Source organism: Actinoplanes siamensis (assembly GCF_016862395.1).
Classification (GTDB): domain Bacteria; phylum Actinomycetota; class Actinomycetes; order Mycobacteriales; family Micromonosporaceae; genus Actinoplanes; species Actinoplanes siamensis.
On record NZ_BOMW01000012.1, the window covers coordinates 83381 to 101792 of the forward strand.

Here is an 18412-nt window from a genome sequence, read left to right on the forward strand (position 1 = left end):
CTAGATCCAGAGTTTCTGGAGCATGTGCCAGTCCTGCGGGTGGCCGGCGATGCCGATCTCGAAGGCGTCGGCCACCAGCTGGGTGGTGCGCTTGACCCGCTCGTCGAGCGGCCCGTCCTGCGGCGGGGTGATCCGGCGCAGCACCGCCTCGACGCCGGTCGGCGAATACCACATGTCGACCGCGTACATCGGGGCGCCGGTGCGCAGCGCGAGGATCGCCGGGCCGGCCGGCATCCGGGTCCGCCCGCCGAAGAACCGCACCTCGACCCCGTTGCGGGAGAGGTCCCGGTCGGCCAGCAGCGGCACCACCCAGCCCTGCTGCAGGTGCTCGGTCAGCACGTCGAGCGGCGCCCGGCCGCCGCCGGTGAGCGGGAGCACCCGCATGCCCAGGCTCTCCCGGTAGTCCAGGAACTTCCGGTAGACCGCCTCCGGCCTGAGCCGCTCGGCCACGGTGATCATCGGCCAGCCGTTGGCGACCACCCAGGCGGCGGCCGCGTCCCAGTTGGCCACGTGTGGCAGGGCCAGGACCATGCCGTTGCCCTCGGCGATCACGCTCTTCATCTCGTCGAAGCAGTCCGGCCGCATGTGGAAGTCGGCCAGGTTCTGCTCGCGGGACCGCGACGGCAGGCGGAACGCCTCCATCCAGTACCGGGCGTACGACCGCAGCCCGTCCCGGACCAGCGTCTCCGGCATGTCCGGGCCGACCACCTGCTGGTAGTTGCGGCGCAGCCGCTGGGTACCCGGGCCGTTGCCCTTCCACGCCCGGTCGGCGCCCCGGGTGAACAGCGCCCGAGCCACCGGCAGCGGCATCGCGCGGACCAGGCGCCACCCGGCCGAGTAGCCGAGCGTGAGCAGTTGGTCCCTCACGCGACCGGGGCCTTGGGCTCGGTGTTGCGCGCGTGGATCAGCCGCTGGAAGACGGTGAACACGGAGAGCACGGCGAGCACCCAGAGCGCGGCCGGCAGCCCCCAGTCCAGGCCCGCGGCGCCGAGCAGGCCGCCAACGCCCACAATGATCAGACGTTCCAGGCGCTCGGCGATGCCGACGTCGGCGTTCAGGCCCAGCGACTGGGCCCGCGCCTTCACGTACGACACGACCTGGCCGGCGGCGAGGCAGATCAGCGCGGCCGGCACGCCGCCGTACGGGTTGCCCTCGGTGGCCAGGTAGTACACGACAGCGCCGAACACCGCGCCGTCGGCTATCCGGTCCATCGAGGAGTCGAGGAGCGCTCCGAATCTGCTGGAACTACCGCGAAGGCGGGCCATTGTGCCGTCGAGCACATCGGTGAGAGCACAGGCGGTTACGATCACGGTGCCCCAGAAGAGCTGACCTTGCGCACCGAAGTACGAACCGATCAGCACCCCCACGGTGCCCGCGATGGTGACGGCGTCCGGTGAGACGCCGAGCCGGAGTAGGAAACGTGCGACCGGGTTGACGCCGTACGAGACGACGGCACGGGCCGTTACTTGGACGATCTTTGCCATGGCCGTCCCACCATATCGGCGTCCACCTGGTGGCGGTACGGCTCGCCCCCTCGTTGGCCGGATCGTCACCATCCGGCATCCTCTGGTGGCTTCCGGTCCTTGCGACCGGGACAGCCCCGGGTGTGGGATTTGAAGAACAGCGGCGTAACAAACCGGAAACGACAGGAGCGCTCGGCATGGCGCAGAAGACTTCGGAGAAGGGGCTCGCCGGCGCGGCCGCGCCGGTGGTGACAGAGCCCGGCAGAGTACGCAACGTGGTGCTGGTGGGTCACTCCGGCGCCGGGAAGACGACGCTGGTGGAGGCGCTGCTCGCGGCCACCGGGACGATCCCGCGCGCCGGCGCCGTGGCGGACGGCACCACGGTCACCGACCACGACCCGGCGGCGGTGCGGCAGCAACGCTCGGTGGCGCTGTCCTGCGCCCCGATCCTCCACCAGGACGTCAAGATCAACCTATTGGACACCCCCGGCTACGCCGACTTCGTCGGTGAGCTGCGGGCCGGGCTACGCGCGGCGGACGCGGCGCTGTTCGTGGTGTCCGCGGTGGACGGGGTGGACGACGCCACCGCCGCGCTGTGGGAGGAGTGCGCCGCGGTCGGCATGCCGCGGGCCGTGGCGATCACCCGGCTGGACCACCCGCGCGCCGATTACGACCAGACGCTGCAGGACTGCCAGGACGCCTTCGGCGAGAACGTGATGCCCACCCACCAGCCGATGCTCGGCGACGACGGCCAGTCGACCGTCGGACTGATCGGCCTCATCTCGCTCCGGGTCCTGGACTACTCGAAGGGTTACCCGCCCACCGTCGGCGAGGCGGAGCCGGAGCACCTGAACCCGATCGCCGACGACCGCAACCAGCTCATCGAGGGGATCATCGCGGAGAGCGAGGACGAGACCCTGATGGACCGGTACGTCGCCGGTGAGCTGATCTCCACCGACGCGCTGATCCCGGACCTGGAGAAGGCGGTCGCCCGGGGCAACTTCTACCCGGTCGTGCCGGTCTGCGCGGCCACCGGCGTCGGGCTGGACGCGCTGCTGGACGGCCTGGTCAACGCCGCGCCGTCACCGCTTGCGCACGACCTGCCGGTGGTCACCGGCGTGGACGGCTCGCCGCGCCCGCCGCTGACCTGCGACCCGGACGGGCCGCTGGTCGCCGAGGTGGTGCGCACCACGATCGACCGGCACGTCGGCCGGGTCTCGCTGGTCCGGGTCTTCTCCGGCACCCTGCGCCCGGACCAGACGCTGCACGTCTCCGGGCACGGCCTGGCCGAGCGCGGCCACCCGGACCACGACGCCGACGAGCGGGTCGCGCACATCTACACGCCGCTCGGCGCCACGCTGCGCGAGGTCCCGCAGTGCGTCGCCGGGGACCTGTGCGCGATCACCAAGTCCGGCTCGGCCGAGACCGGGGACACGCTGTCCGGCAAGGACGACCCGATGCTGATGGAGCCCTGGTCGATGCCGGAGCCGCTGCTGCCCATCGCGGTGGTGGCCAAGACCCGGTCGGACGAGGACGCGCTGGCCAAGAACCTGGCCCGGCTGGTGGCCGGCGACCCGACGCTGCGCCTGGAGCGCAACCCCGACACCCACCAGCTGGTGCTCTGGACGATGGGCGAGTCGCACGCCGACGTGGTGCTGGACCGGCTCCGCGCCGGTGGCGTCGAGCTGGACACCGAGCCGGTGAAGGTGGCGCTGCGGGAGACCTTCGGCGCCGCGGCCAAGGGGCACGGCCGGCACGTCAAGCAGTCCGGCGGCCACGGGCAGTACGCGATCTGCGACCTCGAGATCGAGCCGCTGCCCCGCGGCGGCGGCTTCGAGTTCGTGGACAAGGTGGTCGGCGGCGCGGTGCCGCACAACTACATCCCGTCGGTGGAGAAGGGCGTGCGGGCCCAGCTGGAGAAGGGCATCGTGGCCGGTTACCCGGTCGTCGACCTGAAGGTCACGCTCGTCGACGGCAAGGCGCACAGCGTGGACTCCTCGGACGCCGCGTTCCAGACCGCCGGCGCGCTCGCGCTGCGTGAGGCGGCGGCCGCGGGTCAGATGACGCTGCTGGAGCCGGTGGACGAGATCGTGGTGCGGGTGCCGGACACCTACGTCGGCGCGGTGATGAGCGACCTGTCCGGCCGGCGGGGCCGGCCGCTGGGCACCGACACCGCGGACGACGGCGGGCACAGCCTGGTGCGGGCCGAGGTGCCGGCGATCGAGCTGGTCCGGTACGCCGTGGAGCTGCGCGCGCTGTCCTCCGGGGCGGGCACGTTCACCCGCTCCTACCTGCGGCACGAGCCGATGCCCGCGCACCTGGCCGAGGCGGTCAAGAAGGAGCACGCCGTCAGATAGCTATCGCGTTGGCCGCCTCGTGCATCGGCGCGAGGACCTTGTCGATGACCCGCTCCTTCCGCGGGTGGAACTTCAGGGTCCGCATGCCGTAGTCGCGGAAGGCGATGGCGAGGCGGCCACCCGGCACCATGTCCTTGACCTGCGCGGCGTCGCCGAGCAGCGCCACCCGCCCGGACCACCAGGACGGCAGCTCCACCTGGCTCACCGAGTCGAAGAGAAGTCCGGCGCCTGATCCATCGCGGCCAGGAACTCGTCGCAGCGCCAGCCCTGGCCGGCGGATGTACGCGCCCAGGTGGCGCGGCGGCGTCAAGGCGCTGCTGGAGAAGGGGTACGCCCGGACCACCGCGCGCGACATCGTGGCGCTCTCCGGGACCAACCTGGCCTCGATCGGCTATCACTACGGGTCCACCGAGGCGCTGATGACCGCCGCGATGCTGAGCGCGATGGAGGACTGGGGCGACACCGTGGGCCGGGCGCTGGGCGGGCCGGGCGCCGGTGACGACCCGATGCTCGACTTCTGGCGGCGGGTGATCCGGTCCATCCAGACCGACCGGGCGCTCTGGCTGGCCAGCATCGAGGTGCTGACGGCGGAGGACGTCGTCGCCGGGATCAGGGCGCTGGGCGCGCTGCTGCCGGCCACGCCTCCGACAGCATGAGCCGGGTGTCGGTGAGGATCTGCGGCAGCACCTTGGTCCGCCCGATCACCGGCATGAAGTTCGCGTCGCCGCCCCACCGCGGCACCACGTGCTGGTGCAGGTGCTCGGCGATCCCGGCGCCGGCCACCGAGCCCTGGTTCATCCCCAGGTTGAAGCCGTGCGGCCGGCTCACCGAGCGGATCACCCGCATCGCGGTGCGGGTGAAGGCGGCCACCTCGGCCGTCTCCGCCTCGGTCAGGTCGGTGTAGTCGGCGACGTGCCGGTAGGGGCAGACCATCAGGTGCCCGGGGTTGTACGGGTACAGGTTCAGCACCGCGAAGACCAGCTCCCCACGGGCCACCACCAGGGTCTCCGGCTCGGGCAGGCTCGGCGCCAGGCAGAACGGGCAGCCCTCCGGCGGGTTCTCGCCGGTGATGTACGACATCCGGTGCGGGGTCCAGAGCCGCTCCAGCCCGTCCGGCTCGCCCGCCGCATCCATCACCACCTCCGCATCCTATGCGGTATCGCGCCGCACCGGATCTCCCGATTCCACGGCCGGGCCGCCCGGCGGGATCGCCCGCCCCCGCCGGGCGGCGGGGACGGACGCCGCGGATCAGACCGCGGACGGACCGGTGTTGACGCGGGAGCGGACCACCTCGACCACGTGCGCCACCGCCTCGTCCAGCGAGACGCCGTTGCGCTGCGAGCCGTCCCGGTACCGGAACGAGACGGTGCCGCCGTTCACGTCGTCGTCGCCGGCGATCGCCATGAACGGGATCTTCTGCTGCTGGGCGGTGCGGATCTTCTTCTGCATCCGGTCGGTGGAGTAGTCCACCTCGGCCCGGATGCCCTCCTTGCGCAACCGCTCGACGAACGCCGCGAGGTAGTCCGCGTGGTCGTCCCGGATCGGGATGCCGACCACCTGCACCGGCGCGAGCCAGGCCGGGAACGCGCCGGCGTAGTGCTCGACCAGCACGCCGAAGAACCGCTCGATCGAGCCGAACTTCGCCGAGTGGATCATCACCGGCTCCTGCCGGCTGCCGTCCGCCGCCTGGTACTCCAGCCCGAACCGGGTCGGCATGTTGAAGTCGTACTGGATGGTCGACATCTGCCAGGTGCGGCCGATCGCGTCCCGCGCCTGCACGGAGATCTTCGGGCCGTAGAAGGCCGCCCCGCCCGGGTCGGCCACCAGCTCCAGGCCGCTCTCCCGGGCGACCTCCTCCAGGACCCGGGTGGCGGTCTCCCACTGCTCGTCGGTGCCGATGAACTTGTCGCTGTTCGGGTCCCGGGTCGACAGCTCCAGGTAGTAGTCGTCCAGGCCGAAGTCGTCGAGCAGCGAGCGGACGAAGTTCAGCAGGTGCTTGATCTCGCCGGGGGCCTGCTCGGCGGTGACGTAGGAGTGCGAGTCGTCCTGGGTCAGGCCGCGCACCCGGGTCAGGCCGTGCACCACGCCGGACTTCTCGTAGCGGTAGACCGTGCCGAACTCGAACAGGCGCATCGGCAGCTCACGGTAGGACCGACCGCGCGACCTGAAGATCAGGTTGTGCATCGGGCAGTTCATCGCCTTGAGGTAGTAGTTCGCCCCCTCCAGCTCCATCGGGGGGAACATGGTGTCCTTGTAGTAGGGCAGGTGTCCCGAAGTGTGGAACAGGCCCTCCTTGGTGATGTGCGGGCTGCCCACGTACTGGAAGCCCGCCTCGATGTGCCGGGCCCGGACGTAGTCCTCCATCTCCCGCTTGATCACCCCACCCTTCGGGTGGAACACCACGAGACCCGACCCGATCTCGTCGGGGAAGGAGAACAGATCCAGCTCGGTGCCGAGCTTGCGGTGGTCCCGGCGCTCGGCCTCGGCCAGACGGTTGAGGTACGCCTTGAGCTCGTCCCGCGACGGCCACGCCGTCCCGTAGATGCGCTGCAGCTGCGGGTTCTTCTCGCTGCCCCGCCAGTAGGCGGCGGCCGAGCGCATCAGCTTGAACGCCGGGATCATCCGGGTCGACGGCAGGTGCGGGCCCCGGCACAGGTCGCCCCAGACCCGCCGGCCGTCCTTGTCCAGGTTGTCGTAGTGGGTGAGCTCGCCGGCGCCGACCGCGGCGGCCTCCTCGTCCACGTCGCCCTTGATGTCGACCAGCTCGAGCTTGAACGGCTCGTCCTTGAGCTCGGCCTTGGCCTCGTCGAGCGACGAGTACTCCCGGCGGCGGAAGGCCTGCCCGGCCTTGACGATCTCCTGCATCCGCTTCTCGAGCTTGCCGAGATCGTCCGGCTGGAACGGCTTCTCGACGTCGAAGTCGTAGTAGAACCCGTCCCGGATCGGCGGGCCGATGCCCAGCCTCGCCTCCGGGAACACGTCCTGCACGGCCTGGGCCAGCACGTGCGCGGTCGAGTGGCGCAGCACGTCCAGCCCGTCCGGCTCGTCGATCGCGACCGGGGTGACCTCGGTGTCGGCGGCCGGCGCCCAGTGCAGGTCGCGCAACCGGCCGTCGGCCTCACGGACCACCACGACCGCCTTCGGCCCGCTGGCCGGGAGCCCGGCGGCGGCCACCGCGTCGGCCGCCGTAGTCCCGGCCGGGACGACTAGCGGGTCGGCCACGGCGGGTGTACGGGGTGCAGACACGGTGATCTCCATTCAGAAAGGTGACGGCCCGGCTCCTCCGGGCCGTCACCGATGCTATCCGCCGCGGATATCCGCTCTTCGCGCGGCGCGCGAGCCACACCCACCGCCACGCCGCCGGCCCGCTCTCCCCTCGCGGCTCACCACGCCGCGCCGCCCGCTCCCCACCCGCGGCTCACCCGCCGGTGGCCCGGTGGGCGGCCGCGCTCATTCCCGGCCGACGGCGGCCGCCAGCCAGGAGGGCAGCGGCTCGCGGTTGGTGAGCCACTCGCCGGGGATCCCGTCGATTCCGGTGTACGCCGCCACGACTCCCCCGGCGATCGCCGCCGTGGTGTCCACGTCCCCGCCGGCCGCCACGCACGCCGCGATCGCTGCCGGATAGTCGTCCAGGTACCGGTCGGCCACCCAGAGCGCGAACGGCACGGTGTCCTGCGCCGTCGCCCGTCCCCCGTTGCCCAGCCGCTCCGCCGCCTCCGCGACACTCCTCGGCGCCGGCCCGGTCAGCCCGTCGCGGACCACACCCGGCGCGGTGTGCGCCGCCGTGGCCCGCAGCAGCCGGCCGGGGTCCGGGCGGCGCCCGCCGAGCCGGGCGGCGGCGGCGAACGCGGCGGCCACGGACACCGACACCCCGCCCGCGATCCCCTCCGGATGCGCGTGGGTCACCTCGGCGGCGCGGGCGCCCTGCACGGCCGCGTGCGCGAGCGAGTCGGCGTGCCAGGCCCCGAGCGGCGCGGCGCGCATGGCCGCCCCGTTCCCGCACGAGCCCTGCCCGTCGAACGCCGCGGCGGCCGCGATCGGCCAGGGCAGCCCCTCACGGATCTGGCGCAGCATCACCACCGCGCCCGGCCCGTATCCCCGATAGGGTTCGAAGACGCTGCCCAGGCGCCACGCGAAGGCGTCCCTGTCGAAATCTCCATCGTCGAGCGTGGCCACCAGGCAGCAGGCCTGCTCGGTGTCGTCGGTCCAGTCCCAGGGCGGGTCCGGGACCCGGGCGTCGAGCAGGTCGGCGGGCTCGTTGCCGGGCACGAAGTACTGCGCTCCGAGCGCGTCGCCGACGCTGAGGCCGGCCAGGCTCTCGAGGGCCAACGCGAGTCGCGTACCGGGGAAGAGGGTGAAAGACATCGGTACTTCGGATCGTATTCCATCACTGATTGTCATCAAAGCATCTCGCTGCATGACACTTTAGGTTCTGCCCGCCGCGGCCGGTACGGTCTTCGCATGGCCACGGTGTTGCTCGTCGAGGACGACCATGTCGTGCGTGGCGCCATGCTCCGTTCGCTCGCCGACCGCGGGCACGCCGTGCACGCCGTCGGCACCGCCCTGGAGGCGCTCCGGCGGGTCGCCGCGGAGACACCCGACCTCGTCGTGCTCGACCTCGGTCTGCCCGATCTGGACGGTTCGGACGCGCTGCGCATGCTGCGCGGCATCACCGATGTGCCGATCATCATCGCCACCGCCCGCGACGACGAGCAGACCGTCGTGCGGCTGCTCCGGGCCGGCGCCGACGACTACATGGTCAAGCCGTTCACCGGCGCCCACCTGGACGCCCGGATCGCCACGGTGCTCCGCCGGGTCGGCCGCGCCAGCCGCGCCGCGGCGCCGGCCGTGCACGAGGTGGGCGAGCTGCGGGTGGACGTCGGCGAGCGCAGCGCTACCCTCGGCGATCAGCCGCTGGCGCTGACCCGCAAGGAGTTCGACCTGCTGGCGTACCTCGCCGCCCGTCCGGGCCGGGTGGTGTCCCGTCGTGAGCTGTTGGAGGAGGTATGGCGGCAGCCCTCGGTCGGCGAGGACCAGACCATCGACGTGCACTTGTACTGGCTGCGCCGGAAACTGGGCGAGTCCGCGGCGAAGCCCCGTTACCTGCGCACCGTGCGGGGGGTCGGATTCCGGTTGGTGGCGCCGGACTGAGGTTGCGGCTGGCGTACACGACCGCCGCCACCACCGCCGTGGCCGCCCTGGTCTTCCTCGTCCCGCTGGGCTGGGGCCTGCGCTCGGACCACCGCGAGCAGGCGCTGTCCGACGCCGCCCGGCAGACCGCCACGGTGGCCGGCGCGCTGGTCGCCGGCGCCGGCGACAAGGGGGTGGCGGCCGCGGCCGCGACCGCCGGCAACCCGGTCGTGCACACCCCGGGCCTGGCGCCCGGCGACGGTGGCCGGGCCAGCGCCGCGGAGATCGACCGGGCGGCGAGCCGCACCGGGGCGAGCATCGTGGACGTCCCCGGCGGCGTGCTGCGCCTGCAGCCGGTCACCGCCGGCACCAAGGCCTGGGTGGTCGAGGCGTTCGTGCCGGACGCCGAGCTGGGCGCGAACACCGCCCGCGACTGGTGGCTGTTGCTCGGCCTGGCGGTGGTGCTGGTGGGCGGCTCGGTGATCGTGGTGGACCGGCTGGCCCGCGGCGCCGTGGACTCGGCGAACAACCTGGTCGAGGCGGCCCTCGCGGTCGGCGACGGCGACCTGGGCGTGCGGATCCACCCGTCCGGGCCCCGCGAGCTGGCCGAGGCCGGGTACGCGTTCAACCGGATGGCCGACCGTCTGATCACCTCGCGCACCGACGAGCGGGAGCTGGTCGCCGACCTGTCGCACCGGCTGCGCACCCCGCTCACCGCGCTGCGGCTGGACGCCGAGGCGCTCGACCCGGACGACACCCAGATCATCGACCTGACCGCGGACGAGGTGGACCGGCGGCGCGGCATCCGGCGCATCCGGAAGGCCATCGCCACTCTGGAGGACGAGGTCAACTCGCTGATCAACACCACCCGGCAGGCGGTCGCCGCGCAGGTGGCGGCCGCCCCCGAGGAGGGGATCTGCGACGCCAGCGAGGTGGTCCGGGAGCGGATGAGGTTCTGGTCGGCGCTGGCCGGCGACCAGAACCGGCAGTACCGCGTGGTCGGCGCGCACCTGCGGATCCCGGTGCCGGTGCCCCGCGCCGAGCTGGCCGCGGCACTGGACGCGGTGCTCGGCAACGTTTTCCGGTACACCCCGCAGGGCACCGCCTTCGAGGTGGCGCTCTCCCGCCGGGACGGCTGGGTGGCGCTACGGGTGGACGACGCCGGCCCGGGCATCCCGGACCCGGAGAAGGCGCTGCGCCGCGGTCAGAGCCAGCAGGGCTCGACCGGGCTGGGCCTGGACATCGCCCGCCGGATGACCCAGTCCAGCGGCGGCTCGGTCAGCCTGGACCGGGCCACACTCGGCGGCGCCAGCGTGGTGATGCTGATCGCCGACGCCGAGGCCGCCCCGAAGACGCCCAACCGCTTCGGACTGGTCGGCCGCGGCGGTCGCGGCCGCCGGTGGCAGCGTCCGAGTTGAAGCGCAAGACCCTTGACGGACACCTCCCCCAGACGGAACAGAAGTTGCTTAGATCTGTTTTAAGAGTGTTCCCCTGGCTCGCCCGGACTGGCAGTGTTCCCTCCGATCCCATCCGGCTCCCCGGTTCGCTCACCGCACGTCCCCATCGCCGCGGCCGGCGGAGCCTCGGCTCGGTGGGGGGCGGGCACCCCATGGCCCCCTCCCACCGTGCGCCAGCTCGACGAGGAGACGCTTTGCCAGCGCATCGCCGGTCAGCCTCCGGGTCGCCCATCGGGCGGCGCCGGGCCGGGGATGAGCAACCGGGGGCGTCACGCCCGGTCACCGGCCGGATGCTTCCGGTCGTGCTCGGGCTGGCCCTGCTCGGGGTCGGCGGCCTGGTCGGGCCGAGCGTGATCGGCTCCTCCCGGGACGACGACCCCGGCGCCTTCGAGCTCACCGCGCTCCCCGAGGACGCCCCGGACCAGGGGCTGGTCTACGAGGGACTTGAGCCGGCCAAGTCCGGCGCGCTCTGCTCCGGGTCGTACCTGCTCTTCGACGAGACCTGCACGCACGGCCCGGATCGCGCGCCCACCGGCCTGACCGTCCGCAAGGACGTCGCCCCGGTCACGGCGCCCACCAACCTGCCCGACAAGGTGCGCGCCATGCAGCCGGTGGTCGTCCCGCCGGACGCGGAGATCGCCCGCGACCTGGGCGGCAGCGCGCTCACCCCGGACGCGCCGGCCCTGATCGCCGACCCGGCGCCGGGCAACGCCGACTTCGTGCTCGGCCCCTCCGGAGTGGCCTGCGCCGACGACGGGCAGAGCGGTAAGCGCGTCCAGGTGCTCTACCTGTACGCGGCCGGCACCGCCACCCGCTACCGGCAGTACGTGAACTCGTTCCGCACCTGGGCGGCCGGGGTCGACGCCATCTTCGACGCCAGCGCCGGCGAGACCGGCGGCTCCCGGCACGTGCGCTACGTGACCACTCCGGAGTGCACGGTCTCGGTCTCCGAGGTGGAGCTGCCGGCCGGCTCGCTCGACTCGTTCGCCGCCACCGTCAAGGCGCTGAACGGCCTCGGCTACAACCGCGCCGACCGCAAGTACCTGATGTTCTCCGACTCGAACGTCTACTGCGGCATCGGCACGTACGTCGACGACCCCCGTCCCGGCCGCACCAACCGCAACAACGCCGGCCCGTCGTTCGCCCGGGTCGACTCCGGCTGCTGGAGCTCGGTGATGGCCGCGCACGAGCTGACCCACGTGTTCGGCGCGGTGCTCAACGGCGCGCCGAACAGCACCGGAGCGGGCGGCTGCGTGGACGACTACGACCTGCTCTGCGGCCCGGACCGGTCCGGCGAGACGGTCCGGCCGACCTGCCCGAAGACGCACGAGGTGCGCCTGGACTGCGGGCACGACGACTACTTCAACACCAACCCGAAGCCGGGCAGCTACCTGGACACCCACTGGAACGTGGCGCTCAGCGACTTCCTGCTGCGCAGCGACGGCGGTGACGACATCCCGGACGTCCCGGGCGCGGTCACCCCCGGCCCCACCCGCCAGGGCACGCCGCCGGCCAGTGCCCCGCCGGCCCGGCCGGACCCGTCGCCGAGCACCGTGCCGTCGCCGGCCGGTCCGGCCGCGGACCCGGCCGGCCCGAGCACGCCGCCGGGCTCACCCGCGGCCACGGCGCCGCTGCCGGGCGCCAGCGCGGGCGCCGGGCTGGACGCCGAGCGGGCCGCCTTCCACGCCGAGTCGGGCAGCCAGAACGGGTCCGGCGACCAGGACAGCGGCGCGCCGGCCGGGACGGGCTCGCAGGCGGCCCTGGAGATCCGCGACGCGACCAGCATGTCGGTCCGGCTCACCTGGAGCGCCGCGTCCGACGACGCGAAGTACGAAGTGTCAGTGGACGGCAAGCCGGTGGCCACCACCAAGGCGACCCGGGCCCGGCTGATCGGGCTCAAGCCGGACGCCACGTACCGGGTGGAGGTCAGGAGCCGGACCGCCGGCTACCGCGCGACCGGCTCCGCGAAGACCGCCCCGGCCGCCCGGCCGGTGCAGAACTCGTGGTTCGTGCTGACCAACTCGCTGACCGGCGGCGCGGCCGACCTCTACGCCGCCCGCGCCGCCGACGGCACCCCGGCCACCCTGTCCGCGGCGGACGGCGGCAACCAGCAGCAGTGGCAACTCGTCCCGGCGGCCGAGGCGCTCAACAGCTACACGCTGGTCTCCCGGGCCAGCGGCAAGTGCCTGCTGCCGCTCGGCGGCGCTCCGGTGGCCGGCGCGCCGCTGGTACAGGGCGACTGCCAGAGCCCGGGCACCCGCTGGCACCTGCAGGCCTCCGGGTTCGGCTTCACGCTGCGCAGCCAGACCGGCGACCTGGCGGTCGGAGTCGGCGGCCAGCGCTTCGGCTGGCACCGGGTGCTGGCCCTGGAGCCGGACACCGGTCAGCGTCACCAGAGCTGGACCGCGGTGCCGAACTGACCGATCCCCTCACCCCCCCATCCCGGCCGAACCGCCGGAGCGACAGGAGAGCAGCGATGCGTGACGTGCTGAGCAGGCGGAAGACCGAGCCGGAGGAGGAGCCGGCCCGGTTCGGCCGCCGCAGGCTGATCCGCTGGCTGACCATCCTCACCATCGGCACGGTGGTGATGCTGGCCTGCTGGCAGGACCCGCTCTATCCCTGACCCGCCGCGTAGGAGTCGATCTCGGCGAGCAGGCGCGCCTTGCCGTCCGCGGACCGGAAGCTGTGCCGGACGGCGTTGCGGGCCAGGTCGGCGACCCCGGCGGAGTCCAGGCCGAGCAGCCGTGCGGCGACCGCGTACTCCTGCTCCAGCGTCGTGCCGAACATCGGCGGGTCGTCGGAGTTCACGCTGACCGGTACCCCGGCCGCGACCAGCTTCCCGATCGGGTGCTCGGCGAGGTCGGTGACCGCGCGGGTGCGCAGGTTGGAGGTCGGGCACACCTCCAGCGGGATCTGGTGCTCGGCCAGGTAGGCCATCAGCCGCTCGTCCTGGGCGGCGGCGATGCCGTGCCCGATCCGCTCGGCGCCCAGCTCCCGGATGGCGTCCCAGATCGTCTCCGGCCCGGTGGTCTCCCCGGCGTGCGGGACGCTGTGCAGCCCGGCCGCGCGGGCCTGGTCGAAGTACGGCTTGAACTGCGGCCGCGGCACCCCGATCTCCGGCCCGCCCAGTCCGAAACTGATCAGGCCCTCCGGCCGCTCGTCCAGCGCGATCCGCAGCGTTTCCTCGGCCGACGCCAGACCCGCCTCGCCCGGGATGTCGAAGCACCAGGCCAGGTCGATCCCGAAGTCCCGGCGGGCGCCGGTGCGGGCGTCCTCGATCGCCTCGCAGAACGCCGGCGCCGGGATGCCGCGGCGCACGCTGGAGTACGGCGTGACGGTGAGCTCCGCGTACCGCACCCGCTGGCGGCTCAGCTCGCGGCCGATCTCGTAGGTCAGCAGGCGCACGTCCTCGGCGTCCCGGATCAGATCGACCACGCTCAGGTAGATCTCGATGAAGTGCGCGAAGTCGCGGAACTCGAAGTACTTCGTGAGCAGCTCGGGGTCGGCCGGCACGGGCGAACTGCCCTCGTGCCGGGCGGCCAGCTCGGCCACGATCCGCGGGGACGCCGAGCCGACGTGGTGCACGTGCAGCTCGGCCTTGGGTAGTCCGGCGATGAACGCCGTCAGGTCGCTCACGATCTCTCCCTGAGTCGGAACCTAGATGGAAGCCACCACGAAGATACGGCGGAACGGGAACGCCACGCGCCGGTGTCCGGCCGGATACGCGTCGGCGAGACGTCCGCCCAGCTCAGCCCGGAACTCCGTCCACTGGGGCGGGTCCAGCGCGGCCCGCACCGGCCGCAGCGCGGTCCCCTCCATCCAGCGCAGCACCGGATGCTCCGGCCCGTCCGCCGGCAGCAGGTGCAGGTAGGTGGTCTCCCAGGCGTCCACGTCGGCGCCGGCGAGCAGCGCGGCGTAGCCGGCCGGGTCCTCCACCGGCGACTCGCGCAGCACGTGACCGACGCCGAACTCGGCGGCCACCGCGCGCAGCAGCCGGTGCGACGGCGCGTCGAAGTTCCCCGGCACCTGCATCGCCAGCCACGCGCCGGGCGGCAGCGCGGCGGCCCACCGGCCGAGCATCTCCTGGTGTCCCGGCACCCACTGCAGTGCCGCGTTGGTCACCACCACGTCGGTGTCCGGCCCGGGTGCCCAGTCGGCGATGTCGCCGACGCGGAACCGCACGCTCCCCGGGCCGGCCTGCCGGATCATCTCGGGCGACGAGTCGACGCCGGTCACCCGCGCCCGCGGCCAGCGCTCGGCGAGCGTGCGGGTCAGCTCACCGGTTCCGCAGCCCAGGTCGGTCACGGCCCGCGGGGCGGTGGCGCCGATCCGCGCCACCAGGTCGAAGAACGGCCGGGACCGCTCGTTGCCGAAGCGCCGGTACACGGTCGGATCCCACATCTGCCGATCCCCTCAAACCGTACGTACGTTTTTCTAACAACGTATCAGCTTGGCGGTAGGGTCTCCACGTGGAAAAACGAAGCTTTCGCCGGATGGGCCGCGACGCGTCGGTGATCGGCCTGGGCGCCTGGCAGCTCGGCGCCGACTGGGGCGACGTCAGCGAGGCCGACGCGCACGCCACCCTGCAGGCCGCGGTCGACGCCGGGGTCACCTTCATCGACACCGCCGACGTCTACGGCGACGGTCGCAGCGAGCAGATCGTCGGCTCGTTCGTGAAGGACAAGCCCGGCCTCACGGTGGCCACCAAGATGGGCCGCCGGCTCCCCCAGGAGCCGGCGAACTACCACATCGACAACTTCCGGGCCTGGACCGACCGCTCCCGCGCCAACCTCGGGGTGGACACCCTGGACCTGGTCCAGCTGCACTGCCCGCCGACCCCGGTCTTCCACAGCGACGAGGTCTTCGACGCGCTGGACACGCTGGTCCAGGAGAAGCGGATCGCGGCGTACGGCGTGAGCGTCGAGAAGGTGGAGGAGGCGCTTGCCGCGATCGCCCGCCCGGGGGTCGCCAGCGTCCAGATCATCCTCAACGCGTTCCGGCTCAAGCCGCTCGAGCGGGTGCTGCCGGCGGCCGCCGAGGCCGGGGTGGGCATCATCGCCCGGGTCCCGCTGGCCAGCGGCCTGCTCTCCGGGCGCTACGACGAGCACACCACGTTCGCCGCCGACGACCACCGCAACTACAACCGGCACGGCGAGTCGTTCGACGTCGGCGAGACGTTCTCCGGAGTGGACTTCTCCACCGGGCTGGAGGCGGTCCGCCGGCTGCGGCCGCTCGTCCCGGACGGCGTGACGATGGCACAGTTCGCGCTGCGCTGGATCATCGATCAGCCGGCCGTCACCGTGGTGATCCCGGGTGCGCGCAATCCCGAGCAGGCGCGCGCGAACGCGCATGCCGCTGATCTGTCCCCGCTGACGCCGGAGACCCAGGAAAAGATCACCGCGGTCTACGATGAGCTGATTCGCCCCCAGGTGCACGACAAATGGTGAACAAAGAAACCGGTATCCCGGACGGGCCGGTCCGCTTGCACGGCTGGCTGCCCATGTCACTCGGCCTGCTCGGACTCGTGCTGGGTGCGGTGTGGACGCTGCAGGGGCTCAACCTGTTCGAGGACGAGCTGATGAGCGACCAGCCGGTCTGGGCCGCCGTCGGCGCCGTCGTGGCCGTGGCCGGGCTGGTCCTGGTGGTCATCGGCATGCGCCGCCGCAACAGCGCACGCCCCGTCGCCTGACGAGCGCGGGGACCGGCACCCGGGCCCGGGAGCCAGGGCAAGGACCGGCACCTGGGCCCGGGAGCCAGGGCAAGGACCGGCACCCGGGCCGGGGCGCCGACGCGAGGCCCGCGTCCACGCGGGGCGCCACCGCGAAGACGGCGCCCGCTTCCGGGGCGCCGTCGCGACGCGCCAACGCGCGAGACCGGGCGCCCGAACGCGACGCGCTAATGCGAGGACAGGCCGAAAAAGATCGGACCAATGCGCCGGACAACCCCATGAAGCACACGACCCGGCCGCGTGGGTGACTTCCCCTGGGAAGGCGGCGCCACACGCGACCGGGCCGGCATTAAATCGTTAATCGAGCTGCCCATAACAATGGGCCGCACAAAAGAGGCCCCGCAACCTCCGGCGAGGGTGCGGGGCCCAGTCAGGCCGGCCTCCGCCAGGCGGCCGGCAAGCCGGCCTCGCGACCGGCGGCTTGGTCTCAGAGCGGGCGAACCTGCTCCGCCTGCGGGCCCTTCTGGCCCTGGGCGATCTCGAACTCGACCCGCTGGTTCTCCTCCAGAGTGCGGTAGCCGCTCGTCTGGATGGCCGAGAAGTGGACGAACACGTCAGCACCCCCGCCGTCGACGGTGATGAAGCCGAAGCCCTTGTCTGCGTTGAACCACTTCACGGTTCCTTGCGCCATGCTGAACTCTCCTTCTGAAAATGCCGGCCCGCCCGACCGCGGCAGCGGAGCGCGGGGCCGATGACCGTTTTCGAGCAGCGGCGCCGCGAGGCGGCCCTTCAGAGGACGTCCCCTCCGTTCGGCTACGAGACACCTGGTGACCCTCCCGGGATCGGGCCGGTGTCGCGCCGCCTGGCGGAAGCAGCGAACCACGTACGCAAAAACTGGCCACACTGTACCCGAAAAACGGGCCGCAAAGCTGCCCCTCGAAGGAATCCAATAAAGCATGGCAGATATGGAAAAGGCTCCCCACTTCATGGTTGTGAAGTGGGGAGCCGTCACGACTCCTGTCTATACAGAAGTTGATCTAGTCGGGCCAGTGACCGGTGACCCGCCGCGTGCCGATCGCACCACCACGGTGGACGGCCGCCCGCACCACCGAGAAGATCGCCCCCTGCAGCGCCGCCGCGGCGAGCACCTCACCCCAGCCGCGGTCCTCGTCACCGGCGTCGGGCGCGTCGTCGTCCCCCGAGGCCAGCTTCCAGACCTGCTTGAACAGAACACCGGCCAGCGCGCCGGCGGCCAATCCGAGCGCCATGTTCACCGGCTTCAGCGCGGCCTTCTCCAACTTGCCCGCCATCAGCGCCGCCTCCCGCGCAGGATCAGGATCACGCCGACCACCGCGGCCAGCCCGGCCACGATCAGCGCCGGCGGGATCCGGCCGCTGCGCACCCGGTCCACGGCGTCGTGCGCCACGTCGCCCGACACGGCGGCGGTCTGGCCGGCCGCGTCCTTCACCGTCGACGACGCCTGACCCGCCGCGTCCTTCACCGTGGCGGACGCCTGACCGGCGGCGTCCCGGACCGTCGCGGAGGCCTGGCCGGCCACCTCACGCAGCCGGCCGGTGGCCGACACCGCCTGATCGAGCAGCCGCTGCTTGGTCTGCGAGACCTGCTCGCGGGCGCGGGCCTTGACGTCCGCCTTCGCGGCCAGGGCCTGCACCGTCTCACCCAGGTCCGCCCGGGTCTGCTTGATCTCGGCGCGCAGGGCCACCAGATCCGGTTTCCCGGCCGTGCCGTTGTCCGGTTTCCCGGCCGTACCGTTGCTCTCGCTCATGCCGCCACCTCCGCTTCGCTCCGGCGTCGCCACGAGTCCACGACCGAGCCGACTGATCCACCCGCAAGCTCGCTCATGCCCGGCCCCGCTCCTTGACCGCCTGCTTGACCTCGTCGACATCGGCCTTCAGGCCCTCGATCGCGGCCTTCGGCTCCGGCGGGACGGCCCGGCGCAGCTGCGCGCGGCCGATCAGCGCCAGCACACCGGCCACCGCGAAGATCGCCACGGTGATCACGAGCGCGGCCAGCCAGAGCGGCCAGACCAGGTCCAGGGCGATGACCGCTGTCGCGATCAAGGCGCCGACACCGTACATGGCGAACACGCCCGCGCCGCCGAACAGGCCGACGCCGATCCCGGCGTGCTTGCCCTTCTCGGCGAGCTCCGCCTTGGCCAGGGTGAGCTCGTCCCGGACCAGCTTGCTGAGCTGCTCACTGGCACGCTGCACCAGTTCCCCGGTGGACTGCTCGGTCAACGGTCGAGCCCTGCCGTTGAGCACATCGGCCATCGTTCCCCCTTTCGCTATGTCCGGTGTATGCCCTGATCACCGATGA

Annotated in this window: 20 protein-coding genes; 8 read left to right on the forward strand and 12 right to left on the reverse strand. The window is 72.5% G+C overall.

The window, feature by feature from the left end; all coding sequences use genetic code 11:
- Together Asi03nite_RS05180 and pgsA are read right to left on the reverse strand one after the other, a co-directional pair.
- Entirely contained in the window at positions 1 to 867 is an 867-nt protein-coding gene (locus tag Asi03nite_RS05180; protein WP_203677247.1) for a phosphatidylinositol mannoside acyltransferase, read from the reverse strand.
- Positions 864 to 1484: a phosphatidylinositol phosphate synthase gene (gene pgsA, locus Asi03nite_RS05185; RefSeq protein ID WP_203677248.1), complete on the reverse strand. Its 621-nt coding sequence runs from the start codon at positions 1482 to 1484 to the stop codon at positions 864 to 866. Before pgsA ends, Asi03nite_RS05180 begins: the two co-directional genes overlap by 4 nt.
- A 176-nt stretch (positions 1485 to 1660) precedes the next feature.
- Between pgsA and Asi03nite_RS05190 the strand changes: the two genes are divergently transcribed.
- Positions 1661 to 3820 carry an elongation factor G-like protein EF-G2 gene (locus tag Asi03nite_RS05190; protein ID WP_203677249.1) on the forward strand — a complete coding sequence of 720 codons (2160 nt, stop codon included), beginning with the start codon at positions 1661 to 1663 and terminating at the stop codon, positions 3818 to 3820.
- On the opposite strand, the gene Asi03nite_RS05195 is transcribed toward Asi03nite_RS05190, so the two are convergent.
- Positions 3813 to 4025, reverse strand: coding sequence for a hypothetical protein (locus Asi03nite_RS05195; RefSeq protein ID WP_239102397.1), 213 nt, complete (start codon positions 4023 to 4025; stop codon positions 3813 to 3815). The two genes, Asi03nite_RS05190 and Asi03nite_RS05195, sit on opposite strands and share 8 nt — an antisense overlap.
- A gap of 73 nt (positions 4026 to 4098) precedes the next feature.
- Here Asi03nite_RS05195 and Asi03nite_RS05200 point away from each other — a divergent pair, with 73 nt between their 5' ends.
- The gene (locus tag Asi03nite_RS05200; protein WP_203677250.1) at positions 4099 to 4476 is read left to right on the forward strand and encodes a TetR/AcrR family transcriptional regulator; all 378 of its coding nucleotides are present in this window, start codon (positions 4099 to 4101) and stop codon (positions 4474 to 4476) included.
- On the opposite strand, the gene Asi03nite_RS05205 is transcribed toward Asi03nite_RS05200, so the two are convergent.
- The 3 genes from Asi03nite_RS05205 to Asi03nite_RS05215 form a co-directional block, all read right to left on the reverse strand.
- Entirely contained in the window at positions 4430 to 4954 is a 525-nt protein-coding gene (locus Asi03nite_RS05205; protein ID WP_203677421.1) for an HIT family protein, read from the reverse strand. The genes Asi03nite_RS05200 and Asi03nite_RS05205 overlap by 47 nt on opposite strands.
- Positions 4955 to 5068: 114 nt before the next feature.
- Positions 5069 to 7066 (reverse strand): threonine--tRNA ligase, encoded by a 1998-nt coding sequence (thrS, locus tag Asi03nite_RS05210; RefSeq protein WP_203677251.1) that lies wholly within the window; start codon positions 7064 to 7066, stop codon positions 5069 to 5071.
- 204 nt (positions 7067 to 7270) lie between these two features.
- The gene (locus Asi03nite_RS05215; protein WP_203677252.1) at positions 7271 to 8185 is read right to left on the reverse strand and encodes an ADP-ribosylglycohydrolase family protein; all 915 of its coding nucleotides are present in this window, start codon (positions 8183 to 8185) and stop codon (positions 7271 to 7273) included.
- Positions 8186 to 8281: 96 nt separating this feature from the next.
- Between Asi03nite_RS05215 and Asi03nite_RS05220 the strand changes: the two genes are divergently transcribed.
- From Asi03nite_RS05220 to Asi03nite_RS05235, 4 genes are all read left to right on the forward strand, one after another.
- A complete protein-coding gene (locus Asi03nite_RS05220) occupies positions 8282 to 8971 on the forward strand; it encodes a response regulator transcription factor (protein ID WP_203677253.1) in 690 nt (229 codons plus the stop codon).
- A gap of 2 nt (positions 8972 to 8973) precedes the next feature.
- Positions 8974 to 10368 carry a HAMP domain-containing sensor histidine kinase gene (locus Asi03nite_RS05225; protein ID WP_239102399.1) on the forward strand — a complete coding sequence of 465 codons (1395 nt, stop codon included), beginning with the start codon at positions 8974 to 8976 and terminating at the stop codon, positions 10366 to 10368.
- 341 nt (positions 10369 to 10709) lie between these two features.
- Entirely contained in the window at positions 10710 to 12827 is a 2118-nt protein-coding gene (locus tag Asi03nite_RS05230; protein WP_239102400.1) for an RICIN domain-containing protein, read from the forward strand.
- Between the two features lie 56 nt (positions 12828 to 12883).
- Positions 12884 to 13030, forward strand: coding sequence for a hypothetical protein (locus Asi03nite_RS05235; protein ID WP_203677255.1), 147 nt, complete (start codon positions 12884 to 12886; stop codon positions 13028 to 13030).
- Here the strand turns inward: Asi03nite_RS05235 and Asi03nite_RS05240 are convergent.
- Together Asi03nite_RS05240 and Asi03nite_RS05245 are read right to left on the reverse strand one after the other, a co-directional pair.
- A complete protein-coding gene (locus Asi03nite_RS05240) occupies positions 13021 to 14043 on the reverse strand; it encodes an adenosine deaminase (RefSeq protein ID WP_203677256.1) in 1023 nt (340 codons plus the stop codon). The genes Asi03nite_RS05235 and Asi03nite_RS05240 overlap by 10 nt on opposite strands.
- A 21-nt stretch (positions 14044 to 14064) precedes the next feature.
- Positions 14065 to 14808, reverse strand: coding sequence for a trans-aconitate 2-methyltransferase (locus Asi03nite_RS05245; RefSeq protein WP_203677257.1), 744 nt, complete (start codon positions 14806 to 14808; stop codon positions 14065 to 14067).
- A 68-nt stretch (positions 14809 to 14876) separates the two neighbouring features.
- Here Asi03nite_RS05245 and Asi03nite_RS05250 point away from each other — a divergent pair, with 68 nt between their 5' ends.
- Positions 14877 to 15854 carry an aldo/keto reductase gene (locus Asi03nite_RS05250; RefSeq protein ID WP_203677258.1) on the forward strand — a complete coding sequence of 326 codons (978 nt, stop codon included), beginning with the start codon at positions 14877 to 14879 and terminating at the stop codon, positions 15852 to 15854.
- Positions 15848 to 16096, forward strand: coding sequence for a hypothetical protein (locus Asi03nite_RS05255; RefSeq protein WP_203677259.1), 249 nt, complete (start codon positions 15848 to 15850; stop codon positions 16094 to 16096). Before Asi03nite_RS05250 ends, Asi03nite_RS05255 begins: the two co-directional genes overlap by 7 nt.
- A gap of 466 nt (positions 16097 to 16562) precedes the next feature.
- Here Asi03nite_RS05255 and Asi03nite_RS05260 read toward each other — a convergent pair whose 3' ends face one another.
- From Asi03nite_RS05260 to Asi03nite_RS05275, 4 genes are all read right to left on the reverse strand, one after another.
- Positions 16563 to 16766, reverse strand: coding sequence for a cold-shock protein (locus Asi03nite_RS05260; RefSeq protein ID WP_011905669.1), 204 nt, complete (start codon positions 16764 to 16766; stop codon positions 16563 to 16565).
- 346 nt (positions 16767 to 17112) lie between these two features.
- Positions 17113 to 17385 (reverse strand): DUF4235 domain-containing protein, encoded by a 273-nt coding sequence (locus tag Asi03nite_RS05265; protein ID WP_203677260.1) that lies wholly within the window; start codon positions 17383 to 17385, stop codon positions 17113 to 17115.
- Positions 17385 to 17861 carry a DUF3618 domain-containing protein gene (locus tag Asi03nite_RS05270; RefSeq protein ID WP_203677261.1) on the reverse strand — a complete coding sequence of 159 codons (477 nt, stop codon included), beginning with the start codon at positions 17859 to 17861 and terminating at the stop codon, positions 17385 to 17387. The genes Asi03nite_RS05265 and Asi03nite_RS05270 overlap by 1 nt, the downstream gene beginning before the upstream one ends.
- 73 nt (positions 17862 to 17934) lie before the next feature.
- Complete coding sequence (locus Asi03nite_RS05275; protein ID WP_203677262.1) at positions 17935 to 18366, reverse strand: phage holin family protein; 432 nt, start codon at positions 18364 to 18366, stop codon at positions 17935 to 17937.
- Between the last annotated feature and the right edge of the window lie 46 nt (positions 18367 to 18412).